Raw genomic sequence first — 14,289 nt, forward strand, 5'->3', positions numbered from 1 at the left:
CCGGCGGACGCGGGTCATGGTCATGTGGTCGCCCCGATCAGGCGGGCGCGGACGAGCCGTCCCTGCTCGCCCGCCGCCCCGGCCGCGTCGAACGGCGTGGCCAGCACCAGCGCGGCGGCGCCCTGGGCCCAGCTCGTGTCGTCCCAGCTCTCGACCTCGACCGAGATGTCACGGCGGCCGGGAAGCAGGTGGGCGCGGATCGCCCGCTCGAAGCCGGTGCTCCAGAACGGCCAGTCGGCCGTGCCCTCGCCGAGCATCACGACGACCTCGGGGTCCACCACGTTGATCAGGCCGGCGGCGGCCCTGCCGAGGGTCGCGCCGGCCTCGGCGAACACCTCCAGCGCGGCGGTGTCGCCCGCTGTGGCGGCACGTCCGAGCTCGTCCACGGTCGTCACGGTGAGGCCTCGCGCGCGGGCCGAGGCGATCAGCCCGGCCGCGCCGGTCAGCGCCTCAAGGCACCCCGGCGTGCCGCATCCGCAGACCGGGCCGGAGGCGTCGACCGGCACGTGGCCGAACTCGCCCGCGCCGCCCCTCGCTCCCCGGTAGACGCGCCCGTCGGTGACGATGGCCGCGCCGATGCCCCGGCCGATCGTGACGACGAGGAAGTCGCCGTGCGTGCGGCCCCTGCCGTACAGCCTCTCGGCGGCGGCCAGGGCGTTCACGTCGTTCTCGACCAGCACCGGCAGGTCGAGGCGGCGTCGCAGCCGCTGCCCGACGGGCATGGCCTGCCAGCCCAGCGTGGGCGCGTCGACCGTGCCGACGGCCTGGTCCTCCACGCTGCCGGGCACGCCGACGCCGATGCCGAGCAGCGGCGGGCCCGTCTCGGCCGAGGTGCGCGCCACCGCCGCCGCGACGGAGTCCGCGAGGTCGTCCAGGGCGGTCGGGGCGGCCGTGTCGATCGGCCGCTCCCACGAGCCGAGCACCTCGCCGTCCAGCCGCACGTCGACGATCACGATGTGGTCGGTCATCACCTTGATGCCGAGGGCCCGCCCGGCGCTGCCGACCAGGCCGAGCTTCTGCGCGGGACGGCCGCCCTTGGAGCGCTCCAGCTCCAGCTCCTCCAGCATGCCGTGCCCCATGAGCTCGCGGGTGAGCTGGGTGACCGTGGCCGGGCTGAGGTTCAGCCGGCGGGCGATCTCGGTCCTGCTCAGCGGCCCGACGGTGCCCAGCAGGGCGAGGATCGCGGTGCGCGTCAGGTCACCGCGGTCCGTGCTGTAACGATGAACGGCCATCGGCGGGGGGTACTTTCTTTGGGAGTAAATTTAGAAGTGAAGGTAGGGCTCCGGAGCGGGCGGCGTCAAGACCCCCGCACAGATCGGTTCACCGCCCGGTGAGAAGCCGGAACGGCGAGGGCGCGCACACGCCCCCGCCGTTCCGGGGTTCCTGACCGCTTCCGCCGCTACTTGAGGTACGGCCCGGCGGCGCCGATCTTGCCGGGGGCGGGGTTGCCGGGCAGCGTGAGGACGTAGGCCCGCATGTTGCCCTTGCCGGTCAGGGCGATCGACAGCGTCCCGTCGGTGACGGTCCTGACGTCACCGGTCACCGCGTCGGTGTAGGTGCCGTTCGGGATGCCGGTGAAGGTCGCGCCCTCGGACACCGTGACCAGCACGAAGCTGTCGACGCTCCCGCTGGTGAAGCGCCGCTTGTAGGCCATGCCCCCGGACACGCCCTCGGTGGAGTACTGGCCCTTCTGGAGCGCGGGGATCGCCCTGCGGATCTGGTTGAGCCGCTGGAGGTGCTTGACCAGCGGCTGGTTCAGCGTGTCCGCGACGGCGCCGGTGGCCGAGGACACCACGCCGAAGTCGCTCGCGGTGACCGTACCCGCGAGCTTGTCGCCGTAGTAGGCGCGGCCGGTCGTGGCCAGCGGGCAGGTCGGGCCGCAGTCGATCGGCCTGCCCTTCTGGAACTCGATCTCCGAGCCGTAGTACAGGGTCGGGATGCCGCGGAAGGTCCACATCAGGCTCATGTTCTCGGCCCAGGCGTCGGTGCCGCCGGTGTAGCGGACGTTGGACTTGTTCGGCCCGAAGTCGTGCGAGTCGACGTAGACGGTGTTGTACGTCGCGTCGTTGTAGCTGTCGTCGGAGTCCTTCCCGTTGCGGAACGCGTTGCCCGCGTCGCCGAAGTTCTGGTGCATGCGCATGTCGATGACGTTCATGCCGGAGAACTTCGAGTGGTCGGGGGTGTGGTAGGCGTTGCCCCGCAGGAAGGCGTTGTCGCTGGTCGGCTGGCCCGCCGGTCCCATCAGGTTCTCGTAGTCGTACTGCTCGACCACGGCCTTGGCGTCGTCCGGGTCGAACTCCTTGCGCTCCTTCCAGGTGTAGAACTGCGGCGAGTGGTTGACGGAGCCGTGGTTCCACTTGTCGTTGACGAACGCCGCGACCTCGCCGAAGACGTAGAAGTCCCTGCCCTTCTCCCCGTGCTTCTCCACCGCGTGCTTCTGGAGCGCGGGCAGGAAGCGGCGGTTCCACATGAGGCGCGAGATGTGCACGGCGGTGTCGACGCGGAAGCCGTCGACGCCCATGTCGATGAAGCGGTTGTAGGCGCCGATCAGGTAGTTCTGGACGTCGGCGTCCTCGGTGTTGAAGTCGGCCAGGTCCTCGTGCAGCCAGCAGCTCTTGGAGTCCGCTCCCTCCCAGTTGCCGATCCAGCACTGGTGGTAGTACTTGGCGGGGAACATGCCCGAGGTCGGGCTCGGCCACTGGCAGTTGTAGATGGTGAAGCCCTCGGGGCTGTAGTACTGGGTGGGCTTGCCCCAGTCGCGGCAGGTGTTGCCCGCGGGCTCGGCCGTGGACCACAGGTCGCCGTTGTAGGGCCTGCCCTTGGCCATCTCCTTCTGCGCCGGGGTCAGCTCAGGGTCGTCGCCCTGGTTCTCCACCATGGGGTCGTACTCGCGGCCCGCCTCCTGCTTGCTGTACATCCACCGCCACTGGTCGTCGCGCCTGCCGTACACCGTGGGGGTGAACAGGCCCTTGGCGCCCCAGCGGGAGCTGTGGTTGTACACCACGTCCTGGAAGATCTTGATGCCCTTGGCGTGCGCCTTGTTGATCAGGTCCTGGTAGGTGGCCCCCGGCGTCTCCAGCCGGGTGTCGACCCGGTAGAAGTCCCATCCGTGGTAGCCGTGGAAGTCGTAGTCTGACCGGTTGAGCACGACCGGGGTGATCCAGATCGCGGAGAAGCCCAGCCCCTTGACGTAGTCCAGCTTGTCGATCAGGCCCTTGAAGTCGCCGCGGAACATGGGGTCGTTGTTCGCGGCGTTGCCCGACCGGATGTTCTGGCTGCCGCCGCGGTTGTTGGAGGAGTCGCCGTCGTCGAACCGCGCGGTCATGACGAAGTAGATCGAGTCCTCGCGCGGGTCACCGCCGAGCGGGGTGCCCTGGGTCGGCGCCGGAGGGGCGTCGCCCGTCTTCACCGAGACGGAGGCGCCGTACGCGGAGGCGTTGCCCGCCGCGTCGAGCGCCCTGACCTTGTAGGTGTAGGTGGTCTGCGCGTCGAGGCGGGCGTCGCTGTAGGAGGTGCCGCCCGCCGGGAGCACCACGGGGGTGCCGGTGCCCTTCGCCCGGCTGATCTCGTAGCCCGTCACGCCCACGTTGTCGGTGGACGCGGTCCAGGTCAGCGTGGCGGTGGTTCCCGAGGCCGTGACCGCGAGCCCTCCCGGCACCGTCGGCGGGGTCGTGTCGGGCGGCTCCGGCACGCACGGCTCGGGGGCGTCGGCCCGTACGACGCCGTCCTTGACGGTGGTGCGGCCGAGCCCGATGGAGAAGTCGGCGCCGTTGTTGTTGTCCCACGTCCCGGCGCCGTTGTTGAAGGCCGCCTTGAGGCCGGGGGCGGACCCGAGGGTGATGGTCTTCTTGGCCCAGTCGGCGCACGAGGCCTCGTTCATGGCCACGCCGGGCACGCTGGTCCAGGACCCGCCGGTGGGCTGGTAGTGGATGTTCGCCGAGGTCCAGCCCTTGGTCTTCTTGTAGTAGTAGACGACGGCCTCGTTGCCGGCGGTGGGCGACGGCGAGGGGGACGGGGTGGAGGTGGCGCAGGGGTCCCCGGAGCCGATCACGCGGTTGTTCACGGTGACGGTTCCGGTGCCGAGGGTGTAGTTGGCGCCGTTGTTGTTGTCCCAGGTGCCCGAGCCGTTGTTGAACGTCGCCTGGAATGTGCCCGCGGTGCCGAGGCCGACGGTCTTCTTGACCCACCCGGCGCAGGCGGCGTCCATGGCCACCCCCGGGACGGTGGTCCAGGTGCCGCCGATGCCGTAGTGGATGTTGGTGGCGGTCCAGCCGGTCTTGTAGAAGACGGTGGCGCTGTTTTCCGCCTTCGCGGTGCCGATGGGGACCACGGCGGCCGTGACCAGGCATAACGCCGCGGCGAAGAGGGGTTTGTAGGATCGCATGTGGTGGGTCTCCGGACTCGTGTGGACGGGATCCCGCTGGCCGGGCCGGGTGCGCCAACACCCGGTCCGGCATCCTTTGAACGATGTTTCTGGTGTGTTGCCCGGAAGTTACTCATTTGCAAGGCGCCACGCAAGAGCTTGCAGAAATTTCCTGAAATATTCTCAAAAATCGGGATAAACCGCCCGGCGGCGAAGGTTCTGCGGGGACCCGAAACCCCCTACCAGGTCATTTCCGCTGAAATGGGATACGGCTGAAATGGGATACGGCCCGCGGGGCTCACGCGGCGGCGTCCGGACCGCCGCCGGTCCGGATGGCCGGGGGCTCCTCATCGGTGTGCGGAAGCCGGAGGACGAAGCGGGCGCCGCCGCTGGAGGACTCCTCCACGGTGAGCGTGCCGTGATGGGCCTGGGCGATGTCCCTGGCGATCGTGAGGCCGAGGCCGGCGCCGCCGCGGTCGCGGCTGCGGGCGGTGTCCAGTCGGGTGAACGGCTCGAAGACACGCTCCCTGTCCGCCTCCGCGATGCCCTCGCCGTCGTCGGCCACGGTCAGCTCCGCCACCTCCCCGTCAAGGCGCACCTGGATCTGGACCGTGCTCCTGGCGTACCGCTCGGCGTTGTCCATGAGGCCGGCGAACACCCGGGCGAGCTGGCCGCGCACGGCCTCGACGGTCACCTGAGGGTCGAGGCGCAGCCGTACCGCGCGGCGAAACCGCTCTGGGTGCAACTGCGTCTGCACCAGCTCGCCCAAGTCGACCCGCTCCCGCTCGACGGGCTCGCCCGTCTTCAGCCGGGCGAGCACGAGCAGGTCGGTGACGATCTGCTGCAGGCGGTTGACGTCGCCGAGCGCGCGGTCGAGCAGGCTGATCAGGTCGGTCTGGTCCGGATGCAGCTGGGCCTCCTCCAACTGGGCCCGGAGCCCGGCCACGGGGGTGCACAGCTCGTGCGAGGCGTCCGCGATGAACTGCCGCTGCTGGTCGAGCAGTCGTTCCAGCCGGCTCGTGCCGTACGCGGGGTCCCCCCGGCGCCCGGCGCGCATGCCGGCGGCTCCACCTGGAAGGTCCTGCTCGCTCATCATCCCTACCTTCGATCCTCGCTGACCAGGAGCGGCTCCCACCGGAAGGGGTCCCTCCCGGCCGGCGGGGAGAGCCGCGTCCGATCCCAACGATGCCGCTCCCGCCGGTCCGCGGCATCGTGGCCAGCCCCCACACCGGGTTCACGCCACCGGGGTGCTCATATGCCAGCTAGCCGCAATGCCGGGGGGGAGCCCTCGCTGGAATCCTTGAGGTGTGTCAGTGCAGTGCTTGATCGTCGACGACAACGCCCAGTTCCTGAGGGCGGCTCGCGATCTGCTGGAGCGCGAGGAGATCACCGTCGTGGGCGTGGCCTCCACGGTCGACGACGCCCTCCTCCGCTTCCGCGAGCTCAGGCCGGACGTCACGCTGGTCGACATCAGCCTCGGCGGGGAGTGCGGGTTCGAGCTCGCGCGGCGCCTCCTTGCGGAGGGCCGCGCGGAGCGCCCGGCCGTCATCCTGATCTCGACGTACGCGGAGAAGGACTTCTCCGAGATGATCGCCACCAGCCCCGCCGTCGCGTTCCTGCCGAAGTCCGGACTGTCGGGCAGCGCCATCCGCGGCGTCCTCCGGGCGGCGGGAGAGGAGCCCGGCGCGGGGGCTAGCGCGCCTCCAGGAAGGTGATCACCGCGAGGACCCGCCGGTGGTCGTCCTCGGTCTCCGGCAGCCGCATCCTCGCCAGGATGCTGCGGACGTGCTTCTCGACGGTGCCCTCGGTAATCCAGAGCTGGTGGGCGATGCCGGCGTTCGAGCGTCCCTCCGCCATCAAGGCGAGCACCTCGCGCTCGCGCGGCGTGAGGAGCTCCAGCGGGTCCTCCCTTCGGCGCGCCGCGAAGAGCTCGCGCACCAGGGCCGGATCGACGACCGAGTCGCCCGCCTTGATGCGCTCGATCGTCTCGACGAAGCCGTCCACGCTGGTCACCCGGTTCTTGAGCAGGTAGCCGACCCGGTGACCGGTGGCGAGCAGCCCCATCGCGTGCTCGACCTCGACATGCGCGGACAGCAGGAGGATCCCCGCCTCGGGGAACCGCTCCCGGATCTCGCGCGCCGCGTCGAGCCCCTCCGTGGTGCACGTCGGGGGCATCCGGATGTCGATGATCACGATCTCGGGCCGGTGCTCGCGGATCGAGGCAAGCAACTCGGCGGCGTCGCCGGCCTGGCACACGACGTCGTACCCCAGTCCTTCGAGCAGGCTCGCGATGCCCTCGCGAAGCAGCACGTCGTCCTCCGCGAGCGCTATCCGCGTTCCCTGTCCGTCCATCGCCCCATCGTCTCGGAATGGCCTGGTCACACCGCGTCATCTCCGCCAAGCGTACGTCCAGGCGATGCGCGACAACCCCGGCACAACGGCAAGAAATCACCTTAAAGGTGCATTGACCAGCACAAACGCATGACGATCATGCCGCCGGGCCCGTGACGGCCGGGGGTAAACTGGGTTCGTGCGTGCGGGCATGCTGTCGCCTCTTCTGCGCACGACGCGCCCGCCCATCGCGCTGGGCATAGCGGCCGGCGTCTCGTGTGTGGCGGCCGAGACGGGCCTGAGCTACCTGATCAAACAGGTCGCGCCCGTGACCTCACTGGGCATGATCTACCTGCTCGGCGTGCTGCTGACCGCCACCCTCTGGGGCCTCGGCCTGGCCGTGGTGACCGCGCTGGTCAGCGTCGCCGTCTACCACTACGTCTTCCTGTGGCCGGTGAACGACAGCATCGAGCTCGTGGTGCTGCCGACCTTCCTCGTCGTCGCGTTGCTGGCCAGCTCCATGGCCGGGCTGGCGCGGTCCTCGGCCGCCGAGGTACGCGAGCGCCGCATGGAGGCCGATCTCGCCGCCGAGCAGGCCCGTTCCCTCCTGCGAGCCCCCGACCTGCGCTCGGCGCTCCCGGCGAACTCCCGCAGGCTGGCGCAGGCGCTCGACCTGCCCTCCGCGTCGATCGAGTGCGGCGTGGCCACCCCCGACGAGCACCACACGGTGTTCCCGCTGCGAGAGGGCGCCGCCACCCTCGGCACGCTGGTCGTCCCGAGCGGGCTTCCCCAGGGAACGCTGCGCCGCCTGCGCAGGCGCATCGTGCCCTCCCTGGAGGCGCTGCTGGGCGCGGCGTGCGAGCGCGAGGCCATCGGCAACGCCCTGCGGGCCACCCATGACGAGCTCCGCCGGGTGGCCGAGCGGCAGGCCGCGCTCCGGCGGGTGGCGACGCTCGTGGCGCGCGGCACCTCGTCGCAGGAGCTGTTCCAGGCGGTCGCGGGCGAGATGAGCCGCATCGTCAGGGCCGAGTTCATCGCGGTGACGCGGTTCGAGATCGACGGCTCGATGGCCCTGGTCGGCATCTGGAACGGCGGCGACCTCGATCCGGCGCTGCGCCTCGGCTCGCGCTGGCCGATCGGCGAGGGCAGCGTGGCCGACCTGGTCAGGCGCACCGGGCGGCCGGGGCGGGTCGCGCTGGACGAGCGCGCCGCCGGAGGGTTCTCCGAGTGGGCGCGGGCCCAGAACCTCGCCTGCGGCGTCGGCTGCCCGATCGCGGTCGACGGGCGGCTGTGGGGCGCGACGATCGCCATGTCGGCGACGCCGCAGCCCGGCGACGCGGAGGCCCGCATGCGCGACTTCACCGAGCTCGTCGCCACCGCGATCGCCAACGCCGAGAGCGTGGCCGAGCTGGCGGCCTCCCGGGCCCGTGTCGTCGCCGCCACCGACGACACCCGCCGCCGCATCGAGCGCGACCTGCACGACGGGACCCAGCAGCACCTGGTCTCCCTCGGGCTCGAACTGCGCCGCGCGGCGCTGTCCGTCCCGCCCGGCTCGGACGATGTCAGAAAGCGCCTCGACCGCGCGGTGGAGAGCATCGCGGACGTCGTGGAGAACCTGCGCGAGATCTCGCGCGGCCTGCACCCCGCGATCTTGTCGATGGGAGGCCTGGAGCCCGCCGTCAAGACGCTCGCGCGCCGCTCCGGGGTGCCGGTGGAGCTCAGCATGCGCGGTGTCCGCCGGCTGTCGGAACGGGTGGAGGTGGCCATCTACTTCATCGTGTCCGAGGCGCTGACGAACGTCACCAAGCACTCGCGGGCCTCGGTGGTCGACGTCGACCTCCACATGAGGGGCACCGGAGTCGAGCTGCGCATCAGCGACGACGGGATAGGCGGAAGCGACCCCGGCCACGGGTCCGGCCTCATCGGGCTCAAGGACCGCGTCGAGGCGCTCGGAGGCAGGCTGGAGATCGTCAGCCCGCGGGGAGGGGGTACGACCCTGCTCGCCGACATCCCGCTCAACGGCCGAGCGTGACCCCTCATGGTCACCGCCGAACGCCTCCAGGGGATCGTGCGCGACCTGCTGTCCGGCGTACGGCCTGACGGGCTAGAGCAGCGAGAGCTGGCCCGACCCGGCCAGCGGGTCGCGGCGCTTCCTGAGGTGCCGCCACTGGGGCAGGTCGTCGAGATACGACCAGGACAGCCGGTGGTGGGGCGTGGGCCCGTGCTCGGCCAGTGCCCGCTGGTGGACGGGGGAGGGGTAGCCGGCGCTGCCGTCGAACCCGTAGGCGGGGTGGGCGGGGGCGAGGGCGGCCATCAGCCGGTCGCGATGCACCTTGGCCAGCACCGACGCCGCGGCCACGGTCACCGAGCGCTGGTCGGCCTTGACCTCGCACCGCACCCGCCATGGCCTGCCGAGGAAGTCGTGCGCGCCGTCGAGGATCACCGCGTCCGGGCGCTCGGGCAGGGCCTCCAGCGCCCGCAGCGTGGCCCGGCGCAGGGCCTCGGTCATGCCCGCCTCGTCGATCTCCCCGGGCCCCGCCTCGCCGATGGCGTGGGCCGAGAGCCAGCCCGGCAGCACCTCGGCGAACCGCTCACGGTGCGCCCGGGCGAGCAGCTTGGAGTCGGTGAGCCGGACGGGACGCTCGCCGCGTCCGGGCAGCTCGGGCGGCGGGCCCAGGCGCGTGACGGCTGCGCACACCACGACAGGACCGGCCCAGGCGCCCCGGCCGACCTCGTCCACCCCGGCGATCAGCACGGCTCCCGCGGCGCGCAGCTCGTCCTCGATCTCGTAGCCGGCGGGCCCGCGCGGGGCGGGGCCCGGTTCGGACGGCACGGCCTCCATGCCGGGCAGGGCGTCGCTCACAGCGACGCCTCGTGGGCGTGGCGCGCTTCGAGCAGGGCGGGAAGGTGGTCGTGGCTCCAGGCGCGGGCGGCCGCGATCAGCGTCAGCAGGGTGCGGCCCAGGGGCGTGAGCTCGTACTCGACCCGGGGCGGGACCTCGACGTAGGCGGTGCGGGTGACCAGGCCGTCGCGCTCCATCGCCCGCAGGGTCTGGGTGAGGACCTTCGGGGTGACGCGCCGCAGCGGCAGCTTGATCTCGCTGAACCGGCGCGGGCCGTCCTCCAGGCAGAGCACGACCATCGCGGTCCACTTGTCGCCGATCTGGACGGGCATGGCCCCGGACGGGCACACGGGGTCGAACATGTCGGGATCCAGCGCTCGCGCCATGCGCCAGAGGCTATCGAAGTATCTTTGAAGTAACCAGTATCCCGTGGATACCGTCTGGCTCGGCAGGTAGACGCACAGCCGGAACGGAGCGGGACCATGGGCGGCATCGTCATCTTCGGAGCGGGCGGCAGGGCCGGGCGGGCCGTCACCGCGGAGGCGCGCGACCGGGGCCACCGCGTCACCGCGGTGGTGCGCGATCCGGGCAGATACCGTCACCTGGCGGCGGAAGGAGTGTCCGTCGTGGGGGGCGACGTCACGGACACGCGAGAGATGCCCTCGATCGTGCGCGGCCACGACGCCGTGGTCAGCGCCGTGAGCCCGGTGCCGGGGCCGGAGGCCCTTGCCCGCGCCGGCCTCGACGAGGGGTTCTTCGTCAGGGCTTCCGACGCCCTGGTCCACGGCATGACGGAGGCCGGGGTGTCCCGCCTGCTGCTGATAGGGCTGTTCGCGAACCTTTCCGACGGCCGGGGCGGCCTGGTGCTGGACGACCCGTCGGCGTTCCCTCCCGAGCTCAGGCCGTTCGCGCTGTCGCACACCGCCGGTCTGGACCGGCTCAGGGCCTCCGGCGCGGCGGTCGACTGGCTCATGCTGACCCCGCCCGCCGGGCTCGACTCTGACGGCCCGAGGTCCGGCCGGTACCGGACCGGCGGGGACACGCTCCCGAGTCCGGAGTCGCCGCACCTGTCGTACGCGGACCTCGCGGTCGCGGTGATCGACGAGGTGGAGACGCCGCGGCACCACCGCACCCGCATCTCCGTCTCGGACTGACGGGAACGCGCCGGGACTAGATCGCGGCAGGCTGCCGGCGGTGGGAGAAGGCCTTGCCGAGCAGGAACTCGTCCACCACCAGAGTCGCGGCGCCGAGCGCCACCGCGTCGGGCCCGAGCCGCCCGAGCACGATGGAGGCCGTCTCGAACGGCTGGGACAGGGAGTTCTCCGCGACGGCCTTCTTGATCTTGGTCAGCTCGTGCCGGCCCAGCAGGTGCCCGGCCCAGCCGCCGATGACGATGCGCTCGGGGTTGAACAGGTTGATGAGGTTCGCGAGGCCCGCGCCGAGGTAGTCGATCGTCTCGTCGATGACCGGGGCGCCCGACCTCACCAGCTCGGCGAGCGTGGCCTGCTCGTGGGCCATCTCGGCCGACAGCCCGGCACGTTGCAGGATGCTCCCCGCCCCGATGTAGGCCTCAAGGCAGCCGCGCGCGCCGCAGCGGCAGGCGCGACCGCCCACCGCGACCTTCGTGTGGCCCCACTCGCCCGCGCTGCTGTTGACGCCCCGGTAGGTGAGACCGTCGGTGATGATGCTGGCGCCCACCCCCGTGCCGATCAGCACGACGATGGCGTGCCGCGACCCCCGGCCCGAGCCGAACCACAGCTCGGCCTGGCCCATGGTCTTGGCGCCGTTGTCGACGTACAGCGGCAGGGGGGTGCCCGCGCGCAGGAGCGCGCCGAGCGGCACCGCGTCCCAGCCGAAGGTCTGGGCGTGGATCAGCGCGTCGGGGCCGCTCTCGACGATGCCGGGGACGCCGATGCCGACGCCCATGACCTGCGCGGGGTCGGTGCCGCTGGCGGAGAGCACGGCGTCGATGCCCGCGAGGATGTGCCGCACGACCAGGTCGACGTCGTGCCCGCCGGGCCGCAATGTGTACTCGGCCTTGGCCAGTTCGTTCATGTCGAGGTCGAACTGCTCGACGTGCACGTGGGTCTCGCCGACGTCGACCCCGATGACGTACCCGAACGCCGGGTTCACGCGCAGCAGCACCCGGGGACGCCCGCCGTCGGACTCCACCAGGCCCGCCTCGACGATGGCGTTCTCGGCGATCAGGTCGCCGGTGACGTTGCTGACCGAGGCGGCGCTCAGGCCGGTGAGCCCGCTGAGCTCGTGGCGGCTGGTCGGCCCCGTGAAGTACAGGGTGCGCAGCAACGCCGCGCGGTTTCCCCGCCGGAGGTCGCGCACCGTCCTGCGTTCCAGCCTGACCATGATTTCCTTCCCCCGGCCTGCGGTCATGTTAGATCAGGGCGTGAAATAAGGCATCCCCGAGTTCCCGCTCCGTGTCCAAGGAGTCCCCCCGGCATGCGGCCGCCCGCGTCCGGTGGGACGCGGGCGGCGGCGTGGTGTCGGCGCGGGGTCACGCGCCCGTCGCGGTCAGGGGTAGCTGACGAGGTTCGCGACGTTGGTCGAGGAGTTGGACGGGCCTCCGGTGTTGTTGATGATGTGGCTGATGGTCCCGGTGCCGCCGAGGGACACCGTCACCAGGCTGTGGAACTTCACGCCCGGGGTGTTCGGCACCTCGAAGGAGTGCGCCTCGACGACGCTCGGGTTGACGTTGAAGTAGGCGTAGCTGCCGAGGCCCCACGCTTCGTGGCTGGTGACCGAGTTGGCCACCTTGTACGCCGCGTAGCCCTGGGTGCCGCCGTTCATCCACGCCGCCTGGTTGGGCGGGTCGTAGGGCAGCTCGTTCTGGTAGAAGTACGTGCGCCCGCCGTTGCCGTTCCAGATGGTCTGGTACTGCTGGTAGTGCTCGACGAACAGGCCGTACATCGTCACGTCGTTGCCGTTGACGATCAGGCCGTTGGCCGCGGTGTTGGAGTTCCATCCGACGCCGCTGCCGTGGTCGGCACGCCACAGCCACATGTGGTCGCCGATGACGTTGGAGCTGTTGACGACCAGGCTCTGGCTCGCCTTGCCGACCCCCGCGCCGCCGATCCTGAAGAACATGTCGTGCAGCGAGGTGGGGTTGGCCGCGTGGCTCTGCGACGAGCCGGACGGCCCGACCTGCATCAGCACCGGCGAGTTGGTGGTGCCGGCGTCGATGAGCAGCCCCGCGACCTTGACCCCGTCGACGTCGGCGACCGACATCGCGGTGACGCCGTTGTCGGGGATCAGCGTGGCCAGGCCGAGGCCGAGCACCACGGTGTTGGCGCTGTTCACCCTGATCGTGTCGTTGAGGTGGTAGACGCCGGGGGTGAACAGCAGGTTCTTGCCCTGGGTGAGGGCGGCGTTGATGTCGGCCGCGGTGTTGCCGGGCTTGGCGATGAAGAACTGGTCGATCGGGATGGACGACCCGGCCGGCGCGCCGCCGGTCCAGGTCGTGCCCTGGGAGTTGGTGCGCAGCGCCGGCACGAAGACCTGGTACGCGCCCGCCTGGTCGACGTACAGGAACGGCTTCTCCCGTACGACCGGGGTCGTGCCCACCGTGGTGTAGGGAGGGTTGGGGAAGCTGGTGGACGGGGCGTTGGTGACCCCGACGAACACCATGTTCCAGTTGGAGCCCGTCCAGCTGCTCCACTGGGCGTTACGCGACAGCCACTGCTGCTGGGAGCCGGAGCGCACCTGGCCGTCGATCTTGGAGTCGGCGATGAAGCCGCCGCTCGACCATCCGCCGTCGTCCAGCTGGAGGTTGCCGCGCACGTGCATGCGGCGGTACGGCGCGGCCTGGGACACCGCCCACCGGTCGGTGCCGGAGGGAGGCGTGACCGAGAGGTTCTCGGCGCCGCGCCAGAAGTTCTGCGTCGCGTTGCCCTGGAACCAGTCGGCCTCCGCGTGCACGCCGCCGTTGATGGTGACGTTGTCAGGCGAGAGCCCGAGGCCCAGCACCTGGGTGTAGAAGCCCACGTTGACGTCGACGTTGTAGGTGCCCGGCTTGAACAGCAGCGCGAACCGGTTACCGCCGAACTGGTTGGTCTCCTGCTGGCTGAACACGGAGTTCAGCCTGCTCTGGATGGCGGAGGCCGACATGGACGGGTCGAAGACGCTGACGTTCGGGCCGAGGTCCGGGCCGTTGCCCGGCGGGGGTGTGGTGGTTCCCATGGTGAAGGACTGGGCCGCCGTTCCGTTGCACGTGTACTGCGCAAGCTGGACGCTGTCCGCCGTCGAGGCGGCGGGCACGTCCAGGCACTTGCCGCTGTTGCGATTCACGAAATGGTACGACCCGCCCGCCTCCTCCACGGGCTGCCACTGCTGGTTGTTGCCGCCGGAGTAGGACCAGAGCTGGATCGGGGCGTTGTCGGCGGCCGAGACGTTGGTGACGTCCCACGCCTGCGCGGCGTTGAGGTTGCTGTTGACGCGGTAGTAGCCGCCGCTGGTGGCCTGGAGCTGCCACAGCTGCGCGCCCGAGCCGTTGCACGCGTACTGCTGCACGGCCGTGCCGTTGGCCGAGGCGGCGGCCCGCGCGTCCACGCACTTGCCACTGCCCTTGTTGACCACCGTGGTCCAGCCCGCCGGCACGGCGGCGGCCTTCAGGGCGGTGGTTCTCGTGGCGGGGACGGTCGCGGCGCTCGCGCCCGGCGGCGTCACCAGTGAGAGGGTGACCGTCGCCAGGGCCGCGAGGACCGCGGAAATCGTACGTCTCGCTGACATGAGGCCTCCT

The 14,289-nt window shown here is 71.1% G+C and carries 11 protein-coding genes; 3 read left to right on the top strand and 8 right to left on the bottom strand.

Translation table 11 applies throughout. The annotated features are described in order from the left end of the window. Positions 1–20 precede the first annotated feature (20 nt). From ACOZ38_RS15290 to ACOZ38_RS15300, 3 genes are all read right to left on the bottom strand, one after another. Positions 21–1,232, bottom strand: a complete 1,212-nt coding sequence (locus tag ACOZ38_RS15290; protein ID WP_424531316.1) for an ROK family protein — start codon at positions 1,230–1,232, stop codon at positions 21–23. 167 nt (positions 1,233–1,399) lie between these two features. After that, positions 1,400–4,384 carry a carbohydrate binding domain-containing protein gene (locus tag ACOZ38_RS15295; protein ID WP_424531317.1) on the bottom strand — a complete coding sequence of 995 codons (2,985 nt, stop codon included), beginning with the start codon at positions 4,382–4,384 and terminating at the stop codon, positions 1,400–1,402. A 277-nt stretch (positions 4,385–4,661) separates the two neighbouring features. Continuing rightward, entirely contained in the window at positions 4,662–5,456 is a 795-nt protein-coding gene (locus tag ACOZ38_RS15300; RefSeq protein ID WP_424531319.1) for a sensor histidine kinase, read from the bottom strand. Between the two features lie 220 nt (positions 5,457–5,676). Here ACOZ38_RS15300 and ACOZ38_RS15305 point away from each other — a divergent pair, with 220 nt between their 5' ends. Continuing rightward, entirely contained in the window at positions 5,677–6,078 is a 402-nt protein-coding gene (locus ACOZ38_RS15305) for a LytR/AlgR family response regulator transcription factor (protein ID WP_424531321.1), read from the top strand. On the opposite strand, the gene ACOZ38_RS15310 is transcribed toward ACOZ38_RS15305, so the two are convergent. After that, entirely contained in the window at positions 6,056–6,715 is a 660-nt protein-coding gene (locus ACOZ38_RS15310; protein WP_424531323.1) for a response regulator, read from the bottom strand. The genes ACOZ38_RS15305 and ACOZ38_RS15310 overlap by 23 nt on opposite strands. Positions 6,716–6,893: 178 nt before the next feature. Here ACOZ38_RS15310 and ACOZ38_RS15315 point away from each other — a divergent pair, with 178 nt between their 5' ends. Next, positions 6,894–8,726: a DUF4118 domain-containing protein gene (locus tag ACOZ38_RS15315; RefSeq protein WP_424531325.1), complete on the top strand. Its 1,833-nt coding sequence runs from the start codon at positions 6,894–6,896 to the stop codon at positions 8,724–8,726. Between the two features lie 72 nt (positions 8,727–8,798). Here ACOZ38_RS15315 and ACOZ38_RS15320 read toward each other — a convergent pair whose 3' ends face one another. Then, positions 8,799–9,536 carry a ribonuclease HII gene (locus ACOZ38_RS15320; RefSeq protein WP_424537016.1) on the bottom strand — a complete coding sequence of 246 codons (738 nt, stop codon included), beginning with the start codon at positions 9,534–9,536 and terminating at the stop codon, positions 8,799–8,801. Between the two features lie 17 nt (positions 9,537–9,553). Next, positions 9,554–9,922 carry a winged helix-turn-helix transcriptional regulator gene (locus ACOZ38_RS15325; protein ID WP_424531327.1) on the bottom strand — a complete coding sequence of 123 codons (369 nt, stop codon included), beginning with the start codon at positions 9,920–9,922 and terminating at the stop codon, positions 9,554–9,556. A 96-nt stretch (positions 9,923–10,018) separates the two neighbouring features. On the opposite strand from ACOZ38_RS15325, the gene ACOZ38_RS15330 reads away from it, so the two are divergent. Then, on the top strand, positions 10,019–10,690 hold the full coding sequence (locus ACOZ38_RS15330) for an NAD(P)-dependent oxidoreductase (RefSeq protein WP_424531329.1): 672 nt from the start codon (positions 10,019–10,021) through the stop codon (positions 10,688–10,690). A gap of 16 nt (positions 10,691–10,706) precedes the next feature. Here the strand turns inward: ACOZ38_RS15330 and ACOZ38_RS15335 are convergent, their stop codons facing one another. Together ACOZ38_RS15335 and ACOZ38_RS15340 are read right to left on the bottom strand one after the other, a co-directional pair. Next, entirely contained in the window at positions 10,707–11,900 is a 1,194-nt protein-coding gene (locus tag ACOZ38_RS15335; protein WP_405147396.1) for an ROK family protein, read from the bottom strand. A 165-nt stretch (positions 11,901–12,065) separates the two neighbouring features. After that, on the bottom strand, positions 12,066–14,279 hold the full coding sequence (locus ACOZ38_RS15340) for an RICIN domain-containing protein (RefSeq protein ID WP_424531330.1): 2,214 nt from the start codon (positions 14,277–14,279) through the stop codon (positions 12,066–12,068). Positions 14,280–14,289 lie beyond the last annotated feature (10 nt).

The sequence above is a fragment of the Sphaerisporangium viridialbum genome (assembly GCF_049674955.1).
Lineage (GTDB): Bacteria > Actinomycetota > Actinomycetes > Streptosporangiales > Streptosporangiaceae > Sphaerisporangium > Sphaerisporangium viridialbum.